Annotated in this window: 17 protein-coding genes and 1 pseudogene; 5 read left to right on the forward strand and 13 right to left on the reverse strand. The window is 69.7% G+C overall.

The annotated features are described in order from the left end of the window. Positions 1–79: 79 nt before the first annotated feature. Positions 80–1,303 (reverse strand): radical SAM family heme chaperone HemW, encoded by a 1,224-nt coding sequence (gene hemW, locus B116_RS0117040; protein WP_188116041.1) that lies wholly within the window; start codon positions 1,301–1,303, stop codon positions 80–82. A gap of 19 nt (positions 1,304–1,322) precedes the next feature. Here hemW and B116_RS0117045 point away from each other — a divergent pair, with 19 nt between their 5' ends. Both B116_RS0117045 and B116_RS0117050 read left to right on the forward strand, forming a co-directional pair. Further along, positions 1,323–2,105 carry an enoyl-CoA hydratase-related protein gene (locus tag B116_RS0117045; RefSeq protein WP_027660764.1) on the forward strand — a complete coding sequence of 261 codons (783 nt, stop codon included), beginning with the start codon at positions 1,323–1,325 and terminating at the stop codon, positions 2,103–2,105. A gap of 162 nt (positions 2,106–2,267) precedes the next feature. Beyond that, positions 2,268–3,128 carry a hypothetical protein gene (locus B116_RS0117050; protein ID WP_018723924.1) on the forward strand — a complete coding sequence of 287 codons (861 nt, stop codon included), beginning with the start codon at positions 2,268–2,270 and terminating at the stop codon, positions 3,126–3,128. 66 nt (positions 3,129–3,194) lie between these two features. On the opposite strand, the gene B116_RS0117055 is transcribed toward B116_RS0117050, so the two are convergent. The 6 genes from B116_RS0117055 to B116_RS0117080 all read right to left on the reverse strand — a co-directional run bounded on the left by B116_RS0117055 (position 3,195) and on the right by B116_RS0117080 (position 9,541). Then, positions 3,195–4,025: a carbohydrate ABC transporter permease gene (locus B116_RS0117055; RefSeq protein WP_027660765.1), complete on the reverse strand. Its 831-nt coding sequence runs from the start codon at positions 4,023–4,025 to the stop codon at positions 3,195–3,197. After that, the gene (locus B116_RS0117060) at positions 4,022–5,008 is read right to left on the reverse strand and encodes a carbohydrate ABC transporter permease (RefSeq protein WP_018723926.1); all 987 of its coding nucleotides are present in this window, start codon (positions 5,006–5,008) and stop codon (positions 4,022–4,024) included. The genes B116_RS0117055 and B116_RS0117060 overlap by 4 nt, the downstream gene beginning before the upstream one ends. Continuing rightward, the gene (locus tag B116_RS0117065; protein ID WP_027660766.1) at positions 5,005–6,291 is read right to left on the reverse strand and encodes an extracellular solute-binding protein; all 1,287 of its coding nucleotides are present in this window, start codon (positions 6,289–6,291) and stop codon (positions 5,005–5,007) included. The genes B116_RS0117060 and B116_RS0117065 overlap by 4 nt, the downstream gene beginning before the upstream one ends. Before the next feature lie 154 nt (positions 6,292–6,445). Beyond that, entirely contained in the window at positions 6,446–6,730 is a 285-nt protein-coding gene (locus tag B116_RS0117070; protein ID WP_018723928.1) for a GlsB/YeaQ/YmgE family stress response membrane protein, read from the reverse strand. Between the two features lie 165 nt (positions 6,731–6,895). Further along, positions 6,896–8,776, reverse strand: a complete 1,881-nt coding sequence (gene lepA, locus B116_RS0117075; RefSeq protein ID WP_027660767.1) for a translation elongation factor 4 — start codon at positions 8,774–8,776, stop codon at positions 6,896–6,898. A 228-nt stretch (positions 8,777–9,004) separates the two neighbouring features. Continuing rightward, positions 9,005–9,541: a DUF4240 domain-containing protein gene (locus B116_RS0117080; protein WP_027660768.1), complete on the reverse strand. Its 537-nt coding sequence runs from the start codon at positions 9,539–9,541 to the stop codon at positions 9,005–9,007. Between the two features lie 234 nt (positions 9,542–9,775). On the opposite strand from B116_RS0117080, the gene B116_RS0117085 reads away from it, so the two are divergent. After that, positions 9,776–10,837, forward strand: coding sequence for a phosphotransferase family protein (locus tag B116_RS0117085; RefSeq protein ID WP_027660769.1), 1,062 nt, complete (start codon positions 9,776–9,778; stop codon positions 10,835–10,837). A 163-nt stretch (positions 10,838–11,000) separates the two neighbouring features. Continuing rightward, positions 11,001–11,267, forward strand: a complete 267-nt coding sequence (gene rpsT / locus B116_RS0117090) for a 30S ribosomal protein S20 (protein WP_012014671.1) — start codon at positions 11,001–11,003, stop codon at positions 11,265–11,267. Between the two features lie 111 nt (positions 11,268–11,378). On the opposite strand, the gene B116_RS0117095 is transcribed toward rpsT, so the two are convergent. After that, on the reverse strand, positions 11,379–11,837 hold the full coding sequence (locus B116_RS0117095; RefSeq protein ID WP_027660770.1) for a hypothetical protein: 459 nt from the start codon (positions 11,835–11,837) through the stop codon (positions 11,379–11,381). After that, entirely contained in the window at positions 11,834–12,814 is a 981-nt protein-coding gene (holA, locus tag B116_RS0117100; protein ID WP_027660771.1) for a DNA polymerase III subunit delta, read from the reverse strand. Before holA ends, B116_RS0117095 begins: the two co-directional genes overlap by 4 nt. 46 nt (positions 12,815–12,860) lie before the next feature. On the opposite strand from holA, the gene B116_RS25295 reads away from it, so the two are divergent. Then, the gene (locus tag B116_RS25295) at positions 12,861–13,457 is read left to right on the forward strand and encodes a PfkB family carbohydrate kinase (RefSeq protein ID WP_223874603.1); all 597 of its coding nucleotides are present in this window, start codon (positions 12,861–12,863) and stop codon (positions 13,455–13,457) included. Here B116_RS25295 and B116_RS0117110 read toward each other — a convergent pair whose 3' ends face one another. The 4 genes and pseudogenes from B116_RS0117110 to B116_RS0117130 form a co-directional block, all read right to left on the reverse strand. After that, positions 13,458–15,815, reverse strand: coding sequence for a ComEC/Rec2 family competence protein (locus B116_RS0117110; protein ID WP_082312829.1), 2,358 nt, complete (start codon positions 15,813–15,815; stop codon positions 13,458–13,460). A gap of 53 nt (positions 15,816–15,868) precedes the next feature. Continuing rightward, positions 15,869–16,699, reverse strand: a complete 831-nt coding sequence (locus B116_RS0117115) for a ComEA family DNA-binding protein (RefSeq protein ID WP_027660773.1) — start codon at positions 16,697–16,699, stop codon at positions 15,869–15,871. Positions 16,700–16,854: 155 nt separating this feature from the next. Next, a complete protein-coding gene (locus B116_RS0117120) occupies positions 16,855–17,715 on the reverse strand; it encodes a DegV family protein (RefSeq protein ID WP_027660774.1) in 861 nt (286 codons plus the stop codon). A gap of 168 nt (positions 17,716–17,883) precedes the next feature. Next, positions 17,884–18,173 (reverse strand): annotated as a pseudogene (locus tag B116_RS0117130) (hypothetical protein); the annotation flags it as partial.

Here is an 18,173-nt window from a genome sequence, read left to right on the forward strand (position 1 = left end):
ACCTGCCCGCCCTGACTGGAGGAACCGAAAAATACAGGTGGTTCGGGGCCACTGGCCGGCGCAGACCGGAAGTCGCCGATCAGCCGAGCAGGTCCCGCACCACCGCGTCCGCGAGCAGCCGACCGCGCAGGGTCAACACCGCCCGACCGTCGCCGTACGCCGCCGCGGCCAGCAGACCGGCTGCCCGCGCCCGATCGGCGCCGGCGCGACCGGCAGGGTCCAACACCTCCAGCGGCAGGCCCGCGGCGAGCCGGAGCCGCAGCATGACGTCCTCCAGGTACGCCTCGTCGGCGGTCAACACCTCCCGGGCCAAGCCCGGCGATGCCCCCACCGCGAGCCGTTGCGCGTACGCCGTCGGGTGTTTGACATTCCACCAGCGCACCCCGCCGACGTGGCTGTGTGCCCCCGGGCCGAGGCCCCACCAGTCGCCGCCAGTCCAGTACAAGAGATTGTGCCGGCACCGGGCATCCAGCGTCCGCGCCCAGTTGGAGACCTCGTACCAGGAGAACCCGGCCGCGTCGAGCGCCGCCTCCGCCGCCAGGTAACGGTCCGCGGCGACATCGTCGGAGGGCTGCGCCAACTCGCCCCGCCGCACCTGCGCCGCGAGCCGGGTCCCCTCCTCCACGATCAGGGAGTACGCGCTGACGTGGTCCACCCCCGCGGCGACCGCCTCATCGAGCGAGGCGGCGAAGTCGGCCGCGCTCTCCCCCGGCGTCCCGTAGATCAGATCCAGGTTGACGTGTTCGAACCCGACCTCCCGGGCCTCCTGGGCGGCGGCGGCGGCCCGGCCGGCGCTGTGCCGCCGGTCCAGGATCGCGAGCACTCCGGGCGACGCGGACTGCATGCCGAGGGAAATCCTCGTGTAGCCGGCGGCCCGCAGCGCGGCGAGGGATCGCGGGGTGACCGACTCCGGGTTGGCCTCCGTGGTGACCTCCGCGTCGGCGGCCAGGCCCCAGGTGCGATCGATGGCCTCGAGGATTCGCGCGAGGTCCGCGGCGGGCAGCAGGGTGGGGGTGCCACCGCCGACGAAGACCGTGTCGACCCGGGGCGGGCGGTGGTCGCGCAGCACCCGGGCCGCCAACGCGAGTTCGGCGAGTACGGTCTCGGCGTACTCCTCCCGGCTGGCGCCACCCCCCAACTCGGCCGCCGTGTAGGTGTTGAAATCGCAGTACCCGCACCGGCTGGCGCAGAAGGGGACGTGTACGTACACGCCAAATCCTCGCGTTCCCACCGAGGTCAGGGCGGTTGTGGGCAGCGATCCATCCACGGGGATGGTCTCGCCTGCTGGTAGGAGACCGGGCATGGCCACTAGTGTGCCCGGCATGACCTCTCCCGACGCGCTGGTGCGAACTGTCACGGCCGGCGGGGTGACCACCCTCACCCTGGACAGCCCACACAACCGCAACGCGCTCTCCACGCCGCTGATGACCCAGCTGCTCGACGAACTCGCCGCGGCGGTCGCCGACGACACCGTACGTGCGGTTGTGCTGGACCACGCCGGACCGGTCTTCTGCTCCGGCGCCGACCTGAAGGAGACCGCCGCCGCGTACGCCAGCGGGACGGTGCCGGCCGGGATGCTGGGTGACGTGCTCGCGGCCGTCTGGGAGTGCCCGAAACCGGTGGTGGCGCGGGTGGCGGGGCCGGCGCGGGCGGGCGGACTGGGCCTGATCGCCGCGGCCGACCTGGCGGTCTGCGCCCAGGAGGCGACGTTTGCTTTCACCGAGGTGCGGATCGGGGTCATCCCGGCGGTGATCTCGGCGACGGTGCTGCCCCGGCTGCGGCCCCGCGCCGCAGCCGAGCTGTACCTGACCGGGGACACCTTCGACGGGCAGCGGGCCGCCGACATCGGTCTGGTCACCGCGGCGGTGCCGCTGGCAGAGCTGGACGCCGTCGTGACCCGCTACTGCGACTCGCTGGTCCGGGGCGCGCCCGGGGCGCTGGCCGGGGCCAAACAGCTGCTCCGCCGCCCCACCACCGCCGAGCTGCGGGGCGAACTTGCCGACCTGGCCACGCTCTCCACCGACTACTTCCTCTCCGCGGAGGGCCGGGAGGGCGTGACCGCATTCCGGGAGAAGCGGCCGGCGAGCTGGGTACCGGGCGAGTAGCCCGGGTTTCTGGCCAGCTCGGCACGGGAAGTCGCTGACGCCCACCGCCGGCTCAACCCACCGGCAACCGAACCGACCGAGCGCCCGGGCAGCCGCCCCGGGCTGGTCGGCGGCTCACCGGGCACACGGGGCTTACGCTTGTCGGACTCGTTGAAACAGGGGGTGCAGGTGCGGACTCGGGCAGTCGTAGCGACTGGCGTCGTTCTCGTGCTCGTCGCCATGGTCGGGCTCTTCGTCGCCTTCCGGCACTTCGCGGACGGGCTTCGGCTCCCGTTCGCCGGACGGAGCTGCACGGTGCAGGCAGACGGCCAGGTGGAGCTGGATGCCGGTCAGATGGCCAACGCGGCGACGATCGCGGCCATCGGGGCGCAGCGTGGGATGCCGGAACGGGCGGTCGTGGTGGCGCTGGCGACCGCGTACCAGGAGTCGGGGCTGCGTAACCTGGCCGGCGGCGACCGGGACTCGGTGGGCCTGTTCCAGCAACGGCCCAGTCAGGGCTGGGGCTCACCGGCCCAGATCCGGGACCCGCGGTACGCGACGAACACCTTCTACGCCGCGCTGGCGAAGGTGCGCGACTGGGAAGAGATGCGGGTCACCGATGCCGCCCAGACGGTGCAACGCTCGGCTTTCCCGGAGGCGTACCAGAAGTGGGCCGACGAGTCGGAGGTGCTGAGCCGGGCCCTGCTCGGTCAGGCCAGCGGAGCGGTGGCCTGCGCCGTCAGCGACGATCCGCAGCACCGCGGGGCCACGGCGACCGCGGCGCTGACCCAGGGACTCACCCTGGACTGGGGGCTCGCCCCCGAAGCCGCGGCGACCGGCCCGACCCGACTGACCGTGACGGTGGACGACGAGCAGGGCGGCTGGCGGTACGCGCACTGGCTGGTGTCACACGCCCAGGAGAACGGGGTCCAACTAGTCCACTTCCAAGGACTACAGTGGACGGCAGCGGAGGGCGTCTGGGCCCCGGTAGCCGGCAAGCCAAGCCCCACCCGAGTGATCGCCGAAGTCCTCGACGTGCCCTGAGGTCAACCGGAGACGGAGTCAGCGCAGCCGATCTCGCTCAGGAAACCAGAGCGGCACAGCCGGGTGTCAGCCCTTGACCGCACCGGCCACCAGGCCAGTGACCATCCGGCGCTGCACCAGCAGGAAGAAGAGAAGCACCGGCAAGGTGAAGAGCGTGGAGGCGGCCATCACCGACCCCCAGGCGGTGTCGTCCCGGCCAAAGAAGAACGTCATCGCCACCGGCAGCGTGTACCGACTCTGGTCGTTGATGAACGTCAACGCAAAGATCAACTCATTCCAGGCGGTAATGAAGGAGAAGATGCTGGTGGCCACCAGGCCGGGGGCGACCAGCGGGAAGAGGATCCGCCGAAAGGTCTGCGCCCGGCTGGCCCCGTCGAGGGCGGCGGCCTCCTCCAACTCCTTCGGCACCGCCGCGACGAAGCCGCGCAACATCCAGATCGCGAACGGCAGCGAAAACGCGAGGTACGTGAGAATCAGGCTGGGCAGCGTGTTGTAAAGCCCAAGCCGTTGGATCATCAGAAACAGCGGAATGACCAGTGCCTCCAGCGGGACCATCTGCACCACCAGCAGCATGATCAGGAAACTGGTACGCAGCGTGAAGTGGAACCGAGCGACCGCAGTCGCGGCCAACAACGCCACCAACCCGCTGAGAACCACAGTCACCCCCGTGACCAAGAGACTGTTGAGCAGGAAATCGGCGAAGCTCACGCCGGGAATCAGGTTCCCGGTGAGAAGTTCCCGATAGTGCTCCAGGGTCGGCTCCGCGGGAACCGGCCGGGGGGTACTGGCGAAGATCTCCGAACTCGGCTTCAGCGAGGTGACGACCATCCAATAGACGGGAAAAGCGGCGAAGAGCGCCACCAGCAGGGCAGCGCCGTTGCGAACGAGCCGCTTCACACGTACTCCTCCTGGTTGAGCACCATCCGGACGTACAACCCGGTGACCAGCAGCAGGATCAGGGTGAGAGTCACCGCGATCGCCGCACCGATCCCGTACTTGGGCGGCGGCGAGAACGCCTCCGCGTACGAGTAGATCGCCAGCATGAACGTGGGTCGATCCTGGGTGCCACCGGCGAGCACGAACTGTTGGGTGAAGACCTTGAAGTCCCAGATCGTGGAGAGCACGACCAGGATCCCGAAGACCGGCCGTAGCAACGGAAAGGTGATCTTCCAGAAGACCTTCCACGGTCCGGCCCCGTCAACCCGCGCCGCATCGTGCAGTTCGCTTGGCACACTCTTGAGCCCAGCCAGCACGCAGACCGCGACGAACGGGAACGACTGCCAGACCACCACCAGGGTGAGGATCGCGAAGAAGAGCAGCGGAGAGTTGAACCAGCCGTAGCCGGTCCAGTCGCTGCGCCCGAAGATGGCCTGGGACAGCCCGTCCGGCAGCACGTTGAACAGCCAGGTGACCAGCCCGCTGGTGTCGTCAAAGATCCACTTCCAGACGATGGTGCCGGTGAGCGTCGGAGTTGCCCACGCCAACAGCACGCAGCTCGCCACAACGGCCGCCATCCGCTTACCGAGCCGATTCAACAGCAGGCCCACCAGGGTGCCGAGAATCATCGTCAGCACCACGTTCGCGGTAGCGAAGAGCACCGTGTTACGCAGCACCGTGCGGAAGAACGGATCGGCGAGGACCTGAGCGTAATTGTCGAGGCCCACCCACGGCCACTCGCGGTCTCCACGGAGCTGGCGCACGTTGTCCAGCCGGAAGAATGACATCGCCACCACCTGGCCAAGTGGCCAGAGCAGCAGCACCCCGATGATCGTCAAGCCGGGCAGGAGCAGCAGATACGGGAGGCGGTCCGGCCGACGCCGCCGCTGCGCGGGGGTGCCCCGCGCAGCGGTCGCCTCCGGTGCCTCGGTCAGCTCGGTCACCGGGCGTTGAGGATGCTTTCCATCTCCGCGGCCGCGTCGGCGGTAGCCTCCTCGACCGTCTTCTGCCCCTTGATGACCGAGCTGTTCATCGCCTGGGTCACCGTCCTGGTCCGGCTGATCTCCACCCACTTCGGAGTCAGCGGCGTGAGTCTGGTGTTCCGCATCGCGGTGGCGAAGGAGGTCATGATCTTGTCGTTGGTGTACCGGTCACCGCCGACCAGATCCCGGTACACCGGGAAGAAGCCGAGGCTCTCGGCGAAGGCCGCGTCGTTCTTCTTACTCAGCAGCACCGTGAGGTAGTCCCAGGCCAGGTCCTTGCGCTCGCTGTCCTCCCACAACGCGAGGTCGGAGCCGCCCGCGAAGACGGGTGCGGGCTCGCCGTCGAGGCCTGGAATGGGAAAGGTGCCCCAGACCTGTTCGATCTCGGGGTTGTCCTTCGTGATAGCGCCCTGTTGCCAGCTGCCGGCGAAGGCCATGGCGGCCTTGCCGGTGGCGAACTGGGTTCGGGCGTCGATCTCGTTCCAGCCGGCGGCGGCGGGCGGAGCCACCTTGTGCACGGTGACCAGGTCGGTCCAGAACTTGACCGCCTGCCGAGCCGCGGGCGTGCGGTAGCCGGACGTCCAGGTGTCGCCCTCCTTGGTCGCGATCTGTGCACCGGCGGCCCAGAGGAACGAGTAGAAGGGCAGCTCCGAGTTGCCCGGCAGCGCGATCCCGTAGGTGTCCGGCTTCTTCGCCTGCACGGCCTTCGCGGCAGCGACCAAGTCAGCCCAGGTCTTCGGCGGCTCCGCGACGCCGGCCTCGGCGAACCAGTCGGTGCGGTAGTAGATGCCACGCACGCCGGCGTACCACGGAATGCCGTACTGCTCCCCGTCGAGCTGGGCGTTGCGGACCAGGTCGGGAAGGATGTCCTGGCCCTCGTCCCAGGCACCGAAGCGCTCCGTAAGATTGGCCAGGGCGCCCTGCGCCGCCCAGCCCTGGGTCTCGGTGTTGCCCAACTCGGTGACGTCCGGACCCGCGCCACCGGCGAGCGCCGCCTGAAACTTCTTCGGTGCCTCGAGCCAGGGGAGGTACTGCACCACCACATCGGTCTCCGGATGCAGCTGACGGAACTCGGCCTCGACCCCATCGAGGAATGTGGTCTGCGCCTCGCTGCCCTCACCCATCATCCAGACAACCAGCTCGCTGCGGTCGGCTGCCGCGTCCGAGCCACCACAACCTGACAGCAGCAGCGCGGCCGAAGCCACCACAGCGGTGACCGGGGCCAACCGCTTCCACCTGTTCACGCCATTTCTCCCTCGCACCGCCGACGCAAAGCTTCTGCGCCGAATGGTAAGGAAGATTCCGTTGCGGTAGGGGGCACCATTGCGCGGGGTTGCCGCGGACAATGGTCAGGTCCGGGGTAGTCGTGGACCGCGATCCGTCCGACCGGATGCCGGATCACCGGTGGGCGCTGCCACCGCGCCAGCCCAGGCGCGCCACCACGGCCACCGCGATGGCGGCGAAGACAACCTGGAGCAGCAGCTCACGCCAGTCGAACCCGTCCGCTTCGGCGAAGCCGACGGATCGGGCGACGATCGCCCCGAGCAGCGCGGCACCGACACCGATCAACAGGTGCAGCCAGCCGGGCATATCCTGCCGTCCGGGCACGACCAGACGGCCCAGCGCACCGACGATCAGACCGACGATCAGGATGGTGAGGATGCCGGAGACGGTCAGCTCCACGGTCGTTCTCCTCTGCCGGGAAGGGCGAGTCCGGATGACCAGCGGTGCGGTGGTGCACCGGCGCGAGTCCGGATGACCGGCGGTACACCGTTCCCGAACCGGGGAGCCCCAAACCGGCCCACTACGGCCAGACGCCGGGTTCCCGCTCCGCCGCGGCAGCCGTACTCACTTCTTGCCGGACGTCTTGCCGCCGCCCCCCGAGTCCGAGGAGAGCGCGGCGATGAATGCCTCCTGCGGCACCTCTACCCGGCCCACCATCTTCATCCGCTTCTTGCCTTCCTTCTGCTTCTCCAGCAGCTTGCGCTTACGGCTGATGTCACCGCCGTAGCACTTCGCCAGGACGTCCTTGCGGATCGCGCGGATCGTCTCCCGGGCGATCACCCGGCTGCCGATCGCCGCCTGGATGGGCACCTCGAACTGCTGGCGGGGGATCAGGGAGCGCAGCTTCGCGGCGATGGTGGTGCCGTAGGCGTACGCCTTGTCCTTGTGCACGATCGCGCTGAACGCGTCAACCGGCTCGCCGTGCAGCAGGATGTCCACCTTGACCAGGTCGGAGGCCTGCTCGCCGGAGGGCTCGTAGTCCAGCGACGCGTACCCCTTGGTACGGCTCTTGAGCTGGTCGAAGAAGTCGAAAATGATCTCCGCCAGCGGCAGCGTGTAGCGCAGCTCCACCCGGTCGGCGGAGAGGTAGTCCATGCCGAGCAGCGTGCCCCGACGGCCCTGGCAGAGCTCCATGACCGCGCCGACGAAGTCGTTCGGGGTCAACACCGTGGCGCGCACCACCGGCTCGTACACCTCGGCGATCTTGCCGGTCGGGTACTCGCTCGGGTTGGTCACCACGACCTCCTCGCCGTCCTCGTTGATGGCCCGGTAGACCACGTTCGGCGCGGTGGAGATCAGGTCGAGGTTGAACTCCCGCTCCAGCCGCTCCCGGATGATCTCCAGGTGCAGCAGGCCGAGGAAGCCGCAGCGAAAGCCGAACCCGAGTGCGCCGGAGGTCTCCGGCTCGTAGGTCAGCGCCGCGTCATTGAGCTTGAGCTTGTCCAACGCATCCCGCAGGTTCGGGTAGTCCGACCCATCAATCGGGTAGAGGCCGGAGTAGACCATCGGCTTCGGGTCCTTGTACCCGCCGAGGGGCTCCTCCGCCGGCCGCGCGTTGATGGTGACCGTGTCACCGACCCGCGACTGCCGGACATCCTTCACGCCGGTGATCAGATACCCCACCTCGCCGACACCGAGGGCGTCCGCCTTGACCATCTCCGGGGAGATCACACCGATCTCCAGCAGTTCGTGGACCGCGCCGGTGGACATCATCTTGATCCGGTCCCGGGCACTGATCTGCCCGTCAACCACCCGAACGTAGGTGACCACGCCCCGGTAGACGTCGTACACCGAGTCGAAAATCATTGCCCGGGCCGACGACTCCGCCACCCCGATCGGCGGGGTGAACTGCCGAACGATCTCGTCGAGTAGATGCGGCACGCCCTCGCCGGTCTTGCCGGAGACCCGGATGCAGTCCGCCGGATCGCCGCCGATCAGGTGGGCCAGTTCCTCGGCGTACTTCTCCGGCTGCGCCGCCGGCAGGTCGATCTTGTTGAGCACCGGGATGATGTGCAGATCGTTCTCGAGCGCCAGGTAGAGGTTGGCCAGGGTCTGCGCCTCGATGCCCTGCGCGGCGTCAACCAGCAGGATTGCGCCCTCGCAGGCCGCCAGGGAACGGGAGACCTCGTAGCTGAAGTCAACGTGCCCAGGGGTATCGATCATGTTGAGCACGGCACTCTCGCCGGCCCGCTTCCCCTCCCGAATCGCCCACGGCATCCGGACGGCCTGACTCTTGATGGTGATCCCGCGCTCCCGCTCGATGTCCATCCGATCGAGGTATTGCGCCCGCATCTGTCGGGGGTCGACCACACCGGTGAGCTGCAGCATCCGGTCGGCCAGGGTCGACTTCCCATGATCGATGTGGGCGATGATGCAGAAGTTCCGGATGCGCGCCGGTTCGGTGGCACCAGGAGTGTTCGCGCCGGAATCGAGCGTCGGTGGCACAGCGGTCCGTTCTGGTCGACTGACGTTGAGCGGGCCGGCGCGGCACCGGCCCCCTCTATGCTCCCACGCCACGCTCGCGGGCCCGCTGCGCGGGCAAACCCGAGCGCACCCGGCCGATGAACCGGTCGTCTGCCCTGGCGACTCGGTCACTGGGCCGGCCTACTCAGCGGCAAGCCGGACTGTTCGCCCGGCAGCCCGGCGAAACACCGGCAACTGGACGAGCCCCGACTATTCGCCCGGCGGCTCGACGAAGAGGGCGGCGAGCTTCGGGAGCCGGCGGCGAGCCTCATCCGCGTCGTCGAAGTCCCAGAAGTCGTTCAAGTCCGGCGCCGGAACCAGATCCCGGTGCGCCGGCAGCTCGGCCGCGGTCGCCTTCCGGTACGCCTCCCACGGCACCGCCAGCATTGGGGCACAGGCGAACTCCTCACCCGACAACGACGCGGTCCGTACCGGCGACAGGTCGGCCAGCGAGTCCGGCTCGGCGACGGCACGCGCGAACACTTCGCGTCCCTGGGTCATCAGCCAGCCACGGAAGTGCTGGAAGCCGTCATCGGAGATACCGCCGTTGATCAGGTACGCCGCACCCCAGAGGTCCACTCGGTGCGAGGCGGCCAGCACCCGGGCCTGATGGCGCGTGTACCCAAGGATCTCCTCCGGCTCCCGCGCCGCAAGCAAGGCCACGGCCCGAATGGCGACCGCGTCCGGCTCGCCCCCACCCCCTACTCGGGCCTGGTCAATCAGCTGCCAGAAGTCGTCGGTCCGCATGACCCGCCAGTCTTCCAGAACCCGCCGACCGGAAACGTCCGACGACCTTCCCGAACCCCCGACCAGAAGCATCCGACGACCTTCCCGAACTCGCCGATCACGGCTGACCGGCGACACCCGTCGTTCCTGCATCGGCAAATTGCCCGGTTTGCCGTCGACACATCGCCTGCTTTACCCGGTGGACTAGCAAATCCGTACGACACTGGAAAGATGCCGAGTTCACCCCCGCGCCCCGTGACCACCCGCCGGCCCGGCTGGTCCGACCTGCCAGTGGGTATGCGGGCAGCCCTCGCCGACCGCCTCGGCGCCCCCGTGGTCGCCACCCGCGCTGCGACCGCCGGCTTCACCCGTGGCTTCGCCGGGGTGCTGTCCGCCGCCGATGGCGGTCGGGTCTTCGTCAAGGCCGCCCCCCGCGATTCTCACCTGGCCAACTGGTACTGGCGAGAGGCGACGGTCCTCGACCGGCTCCCGCCCGGGCTGCCGGCGCCCCGAACCCGCTGGACCCTGGCGGAGTCTGGCTGGTTCGCCGTCGCCCTCGACGCGGTTGACGGCTATCCACCCGGACACCCGTGGGAGCCGTCGGAGCTGGCCACCACCCTGACCGCGTACGCGGGGGTAGCCGCCGCCCTGGACCCACCGCCGAGCGACCTCGCCGCGCTCAATCCGCCGCACCTGGCCGACCTGGCCCAGGCCGACATTCTCCGCTGGCATGACGTGGCAGCAGGTCGGGAGGCCCCTCCGCCGCTGCCGGCCGGGGTCACGCAGCGGCTGCCCGAACTGGTCGGACTCGAGTCCCGACTCCCGGGGTACCTCGCCCCGGCGACCGGGCTGATCCATGGCGACCTGCGGCCGGACAACGTACTACTCACCGCACACGGGCAGGTGTGTTTCTGTGACTGGACCTGGCTATGCCGCGGTCCGGCCTGGTTTGACCTGGTAACGCTCCTCCTCGGGGGGCTTGCCGTGGAGCAGCAGGAGGTCACTGTCGCCGCGCTGGCCGGGACCGGCGGCGCAGGATCCCCAGCCGAGCCAGCGAGCTCCCCCTTCCCGGAGGCCATCGCCGGACCGACGCCCGCCCTGACCACCGATTGGCTGGACGCCGCCTTCGCGGCCCATCCGGCTGCCGCCGATGCCCCGTCGGACGCCCTGGATGTCACGCTGGCGGCGCTGGCCGGCTACTTCCTCACCACCGCGGCCACGGTTCCGGAGACCGCGACCGCGCAGCTCGCGGCCCACCAACGCCGCAGCGGCGAGTACGCGCTCGACTGGCTCGCCCGCCGCCAGGGCTGGAGCTGAGCCCGCCGGAGCCCCGCCACCACTCGCACCGCGCCCGTCGGGTGACCCAGGAGGCAACTTTGGCGCTACCCGAGCGACCTGGTAGCCTGGCACTTCGCGCGACGATGACGCATGCTCGCCGCGCGGATGCAGACCAACCCGAGCTATCAGACGAGGCTGTCGCGTGGCGAACATCAAGTCCCAGATCAAGCGCAACCGGCAGAACGAGAAGCGCCGGCTGCGTAACAAGTCGGTCAAGTCGTCGCTGAAGACCGCCATCCGCAAGTTCCACGAGGCCGCCGAGACCGGCGACGTGGAGAAGGCGACGGTTCTCATGCGCGATGCCGCCCGCAAGCTGGACAAGGCCGCCAGCAAGGGCGTTATCCACGCCAACCAGGCTGCGAACCGCAAGTCGGCTATCGCCAAGCGCGTGGCGTCGTTCTCCGCCTGACCCAGCCATAACAGGTTAGGACGAAACCCCGGTCCGATCCGGTCCGGGGTTTCGTGCTGCCCGCCGTACGTTACTGATGCGGATCCGGGGCAGCGGTCGCGCTGCCGAAGCTCAGCGCTCGGCCGAGGGCACTCCGGTCGAGGGCAACTCCCGTGCTGCGGCTGAAGCCGTCTTCCCGGGACGCTCCGGAGGGTCGGACGAGACGACGACGCCGGGCACGCTGTGCCAGATCCAGCCAACCCGCGCGGTGCCGACCACCGGCTCCATCTGGTGGCGGAAACGGTCCCGCTCCTGGTCGGGCACGAGCGCCGCAGAGCGGACGACCTGCGCCGCCACGACGTCGTTGATTTTCACCATCACCGCGACCATCGCCGGCAGCACCAGCACCGACCACCAGCTGACCAGTTCAGCGAGCGCCAGTAGTGCCGCCAGTGCGACGGCCCCCTCGAAGAAGACGAAACAGAGCACCCCACCGGGGTTGACGAACCTCAGCCCCAGCAGGCGCGCGTACAACGGCCGGTAGCGCTCCTCCTCCGCCACCAGGGTGACCCATGACCTCGGTCCGGTCACCGGGCGCCGCCCTGCCGCGCCGCTGCCACCGAGAAGACGGCCCGCTCCAGCGCGTACGCCCGGTCGTCCGAGCCCCCCTTCACGGCCGCGTTGCACTCGGCCGCGGCCCGCATGGCCTGCACCAGCCCCTCCGGCGTCCAACCGCGGCTCTGCCGCTGGGCCCGTTCGATCTTCCAGGCCGGCATGCCGAGGGTACTGGCCAGCTGGTAAGGGCTCCCCCGCCCGGCGGAGGCGACCCGGGCCACGGTACGCACACCATCGGCGAGCGCATCAGCGATCGGCACCGGGTCCACACCGACATGCAGCGCCCACCGCAGTGCCTCCAACGCAGCCGGCACATCGCCTACCATCGTCGCATCGGCGACGGTGAAGCCAGACACCTCGACCCGCCCCCGGTAGTACCGGGCCACCGTCTCCGGGCTGACCTTCCCGTCGGTGTCGGCCATCAACTGCGAGCAGGCGGCGGCGAGTTCGCGCAGATCATTACCGACCGCCGCGATGAGCGCCTCGGCGGCGGCATCGGTACACCGGCCACCCGCCCGCCGAAACTCGTCGCGGACGAACGCCACCCGCTCCCGGTGCCCCCTCAGCCGAGCAGCCGGGACCACGGTCGCACCGGCCGCCTTCAGCCCGTCCGCGAACGCCTTGCCCTTGGCCGCACCGAGGTGAAGCACGACCAACTGCACCTCGGGGTCGGGGTGCTTCGCGTAGTCGAGGAGGGCCGCCGCCAGATCCTTACGCGCATCCTGGCCGGACCGCAGGATCAGCAACCGCCGTCCGCCGAAGAGCGACGGACTAAGCATCTCCGCAATCTCACCGACGGTGAGGGAGCCGGCTTGATACTCGCGGACGTCCACCTCCGGATCCACACTCCGGCTCTGGGCGACCGCCTCGGTGACCGCGCGAGTAGCGAGAAGTTCCTCGTCACCGAGGACGAGCAGAATCGGAGCGAGGCTGGCGGCGGTCACGCCGCCCATATTCGCATGGTCAGCCGAGCGCGCCAGCCCGGTCATCCGCCCTCCGATGTCAGAGCCCGCACTCAGCGCAAATCCCGACTTTTACGTCTGTTTCATCTTGAAATCTGACATAACGAGCGTCTGGTGGGCTCTCAGCTCCCGGAGGACAGCAGTACCGCGGCGTTGCACACGACGATCGCGCGGGCAGAGGCTGCCAGCACACCACCAATCAGAACAGCCCTCACACCGTGCTCCTGTTCGACCCGAGGCCAGCAACCTCGTCCCCCACACCAACCTCCACCCCAACCTGCTACGCCACCTCGATCTCCTCGTGGTCAACCACCACGAAGCCACCACCATCCTGCGTACCAACACCACCTACCCCCTCCACGCAGCCACCGCCCTACAGCAACTCGGACCCCGCGCCGTCGTCGTCACCGCCGGCCCCGACGGCGCCGCCTACATCTACCCCCGCGAATCCGGAATCATCCCCGCCCCCACCGTGTCCGTCATCGACACCACCGGTGCTGGCGACGCCTTCCTCGGCGCCCTCGCCCTCGACCTCACCCGACAGACCCCACTACCCGACGCCATCACCACCGCCACCCACATCGCCGCCCAGACCATCCAACACAGCGGCGCCAACACCACACTGCCCACGTAACTAACGCCTGGTCGGATCCTCGGCGCCGCGGGTGACGACGGCCAACCCGGACGGTCGGGTCACCACAGCAACGTCCCCATCAAGGTCGGTGCGGAGGATCCGGGCTCCGCCGCGGGTAAGGCGATCCAGCACCGACGCATCCGGATGCCCATAGGTGTTTTCCTGGCCGACCGGGACCACCGCCACCAACGGACGGACCGCGTCAAGAAAGGCCGGGTCCTGGTACGCCGAACCGTGATGGGCGACCTTCAACACATGCGCGCGGAGCCCACCGGTCGGCGCACGGTCGAGCAGGGCCTGCTGCTCCTCGATCTCGGCATCTCCGGTCAACAGGATCCGCACCCCGTTGACAGTGGCCAGCAGGACAAGCGAGTTGTTGTTCGGATCTGAACGGGTGCCCCGCATCGGAGCCGGTGGACCGATAACAGTCAACTCCACCGCGCCAGCCCGGTAGCCCCAACCAGCTGGAGCGGAAAACATCTCGGTGGAACCCGCCGCAACCTGGACCAAGTCTCGGCCGAACGCCGGCTCCGGCCACGACGGAGCAAGCACGGCCGCGACCCGCCGCCCCCGGAAGACACCGGCCACCCCACCCACATGATCGTGGTGGAAGTGGCTGATCACCAACAGCGGCACTTCCCGGACACCGACCCGACGTAGGCAGCGATCCACCAACCCCGGCTCCGCCCCGGCGTCCACCACCACGCCCCGCCCCGGACCAGCCGACAGGACCAGCGCATCACCCTGACCGACCGCGCATGCCACGACCACCCAACCCGGCGGCGGCCAACCAGCAGCTACCAGCCGCACCGGCAACGCACCGAGCACGGCCGCAACCGCGGTCACCGCCACCAGCCGCCGCACCACCCGACGACGGACCGCCACCAGCAACGCCACAGTCAACCCCGCCAGCAGTAGCGCACCCCCGACCCCCGCCGGCCAGGGCAACGCCCCCGCCGGCGCCCGCGCCCCGTAGTGCGCCACGGTGACCAGCCACCACGCCGGCCAACTGGCCAGCCAGGCCAAAAACTCGGCAACCGCCGGCCAGAGCGGCGACAGCGCTGCCGCCACAACACCAAGCACCGTGGCCGGCGCAATGGCCGGCGCCACCAACAGATTCGCCGGCACCGCAACCAAACTGACCGTGCCCGAAATCCCCGCGACCACCGGCGCGCAGGCCACCTGCGCGGCAGCCGGCACCGCCAGCGCCTCAGCAACCCCCACCGGCACCCGACGACGACGCAACGCATCGCGCCACCGCGGCGCCAACAACAGCAATCCACCGGTAGCGAGCACAGAGAGTGCGAAGCCGAAATCCCCCGCCAGCTCAGGATCGACAAGCACCAGCACAGTGACCGCCGCGGCCAAGGCCGGCAACGCCGCCCGCGGACGACCCACGGCAAGCGCAGCCAGCCCGATCGCACCCATCGCAGCCGCCCGCACCACACTCGGCGACGGACGCACCAAGATCACAAACCCCACCAACGCGACCACACAGAGCCCCGCAGCGAGCCAGGGACCGGCCCGCCCCCAACGAGCGAGCAGCAACACCGCACCAACAACGATCGCGACGTTGGATCCGGAGACCGCTGTCAGATGGGTCATCCCGGTGTCGAGAAAGTCCTCCCGCACTGAATCGGGGAGCTGACTCGTGTCGCCAACCACCAGGCCGGGCAGCAGGCCGCCCCGCTCGTCCGGTAGCGGCTCGCAGGCTTCCTGGAGGCCGGCGCGGAGCGTGCCGGCGGCACGCTGCAAGCCCGGCGGCGACCCGTGCGGGACCGGGGGCCGGGTCGACCAGAGGACCGCCGCGGTCAGATCGCCGCCCCGCGGAGCAGCAAGCCGACCCTCGGCGGTCAGCCGCTGCCCCGGCAGCAGCGCTTGCCAGGCCGACTCGGTAGCGAGGACCAGCATCCGAACCCGCGCCTCGACCCGATGCCCGTCGAGACCGCTGATGCGGGTCGACTCCGCTGCCACCAAGAACGTCGCGGGGCGCCCAGAACCGGACCGGACCAGCCGGGGATCGTCCCGGACGACCAGGTCGACGGTTACGGTGGCCCGCTCCTCGACGAGGGCACGCACCGGGGTAGCGTCCCGCACGGCTACCCGGGCGGCAGTGACGCCCGCTCCGCACACCACCCCGAGCAAGACGGCGATGGCCGTCCAGCCGTACCGGCGGACGGACGCAGGTGGCCGGCCGAGAAGTCCGGACAGGTAGACCCCACCCCCGCCAGCCACCACAGCGGCGATCGCGGCGACGAGCAGCGACGCCCTGGCCGGCAGGTACAGGCCGGCCAACGCGGCCAGCCACGCGGCGACGGCCAAGCCAGCCAGCCGCAGGTCTGGCGGGTCGGAATCGATCGGCGGAGCTGCCCACCGAGCGGGACCAGGGCGCTGCTCACCGCGGTGGCTTCTCACACCGTCACCAGGTCCTTGAGCTGCTCGTACCGGGTGTCGCCGATGCCGCCGACCTGGCGCAGGTCGCCCACCGACCGGAAGCCGCCATGCTTTTGACGGTGGTCGAGGATGCGCTGCGCGAGCACCGGGCCGACTCCGGGCAGCGTGTCGAGCTGCGCCAGGGTGGCCGTATTGAGGTTGACCTTGCCGCCGGGCACCGCTCCCGCCTCCCCACCGGCGGGGGCCACCACCCCCGGCGGCGCGGTCACACCGATCAGGATGAGCTCCCCGTCGGCTACCTTCCGGGCTGGATTGAACAGGGCGACATCGACGCCGGGCAGCGCCCCACCGGCCGCCTGCACCGCGTCAGCGACCCGGGCACCGGCCGGCACCCGGACAAGTCCCGGTCGGCGGACCTTACCGGCGACCGCCACCACCAGCTCACCGCCCGCTTCCGTCGGGTCAACGGAGGCGGACGGAGCGACCGGTGTCACCGCGGCGATCCGCTCAACCGGCTCGACCTGAGGCCGGGACTGCCACGCCCAGAAGCCCGCTCCGAGCACCACCAGCACGGCGACGAGAGCCAATGCCCGCACCCCACGCCGACCCGGATCGAAAGCACCCGGCCCCGCCAAGACTCGGCTCGACGGTTCTCCGTCCAGTTGGGCGGAGGACGCCGGCGCCCCCTCCGATCCGTCCGATGGGGTGCGTCGTGGACCGTCCGGCACCTCCGGCCGCGTTACCACCACCGGGGCCTCCCCCATCGGCTGGCCGACGGCGGACAGCTCACCAGCTGGCAGCACTCGGTGCAGGCGGTCCCGGACCGCCCTCTCCTCGTCGTATGACACGGCGCGACGCTAGGCCGACGGACGGGGTGCACGCCCTCCGCACAAGGCTTCGCTGTGGATGAGAGCGCGCCTGTGGACAGCCCCCTGACCATGCTCTCGATGTGCTACCGATCGCGACTCCGACAGCCCTGCCGCCGGAGCGGACAGCAGCTGGGTCAGCCGTCGGTGGGCGGACGGCGATGCACGACAACGCAGGCCAAGCCGGGACCCGCATGCGCGCCGACCACCGCACCGGCTTCAGAGACGTACGTGCTCCGCAGACGGTCACCGAACCGCGCGGCCAACGCCACCTGGAGTGCCTCGACGCGCTGCGGCGCGGCGAGATGATGCAGAGCCAGGTCAACGTCGGCTTCCCCGGCGGCTTCGACAGCGAGGTCTACCAGCCGCGCGACGCCCCGGCTGGCGGTACGCACCCGGTCCCGGAGAACGATCACGCCATCCGGCATATGCATGATCGGCTTCACCGACAGAGCAGTACCGAGCAACGCCGAGGCCGCGTTGATCCGGCCACCCCGGCGAAGGAACTCCAGCGTGTCGACGTAGAAGTAGACGGTGGTCCGCGCTATGGCCCGCTCGGCGGCAGCGTGAGCCGCGGTCAGGTCGGCACCGGCTGCCGCAGCCTCGGCAGCGGCCAGCGCGGGGAATCCGATGCCCATGCCGCAGGAGCGGCTGTCCACCACCGCCACTCGGTCACCGAACTCCGCGGCGGCCAGGCGCGCGGACTCGACAGTGCCGGAGAGCCCCGCGGACAGGTGCACCGAGACGATGCCATCGGCGCCGCCGTCAAGAAGCCGGCGATACGTGTGCACAAACTGCGTGGGGGCCGGTCGGGAGGTGCTGACTGACACCCGCCGCCCGCTCAATGCCTGGGTAGCGTCGGCGGGAAGGGTCTCCACCCCTTCCCGCCCTTCCATGCCGTTGAGCACGACGGTCAGGGGAACCACCGTTAGCTGGTGAATGGCGAGCAACCCAGGGGGAAGGTAGGCGGTGGAGTCGGTGACAACCGCGATGGGCATGCCGGAACGCTAGCCGATGCTGACCGGCGCCGCTGAGGCAGAATCGGGTCAGAAACTGCCGAAAGCGCTGTTGGCCGGCACCCTGGTTCGGGTGCCGGCCAACAGCTTCTTCCCCCTTGTGGGTTAGGTCTGTGGGTGGGGGCTTGGCTATTTGTGGGTGTCGGTGGGTCAGCTGGTCCAGTGCTCGGCGACCAGGTCGGCGGCCTGGGTCTCCCACTGGGCGTAGTGGAACGGGTAGGCCGACACCTGTACCGTCTGGGCGGCTTCGGTCAGGGGCATGTCCTGCCAGCCCTCGACCTGCTTCAGCCCGTCCAGGAACGCGGTGGTGGAGTATTCGGGGTCGGTGATCTGTTCCACCGTGCCCCAACCGGACGACGGGCGCTGCTGGAACAGGCCCTGCGAGTCGTGATCGTTGCGGTCACCCAGGTGTCCCAGGTTCTCCAGCTTCGACTCCTGCA

Source organism: Salinispora fenicalii, assembly GCF_000514815.1.
Lineage (GTDB): Bacteria > Actinomycetota > Actinomycetes > Mycobacteriales > Micromonosporaceae > Micromonospora > Micromonospora fenicalii.

Coding starts and splice junctions, on each gene's coding strand:
- holA (WP_027660771.1), bottom strand. CDS start 12,814: ATGGGCGGCGTGACCGCCGCCAGCCTCGCTCCGATTCTGCTCGTCCTC.
- B116_RS0117045 (WP_027660764.1), top strand. CDS start 1,323: ATGACCTCTCCCGACGCGCTGGTGCGAACTGTCACGGCCGGCGGGGTG.
- B116_RS0117120 (WP_027660774.1), bottom strand. CDS start 17,715: ATGCCCATCGCGGTTGTCACCGACTCCACCGCCTACCTTCCCCCTGGG.
- B116_RS25295 (WP_223874603.1), top strand. CDS start 12,861: ATGTCAGAGCCCGCACTCAGCGCAAATCCCGACTTTTACGTCTGTTTC.
- hemW (WP_188116041.1), bottom strand. CDS start 1,303: ATGCCCGGTCTCCTACCAGCAGGCGAGACCATCCCCGTGGATGGATCG.
- B116_RS0117080 (WP_027660768.1), bottom strand. CDS start 9,541: ATGCGGACCGACGACTTCTGGCAGCTGATTGACCAGGCCCGAGTAGGG.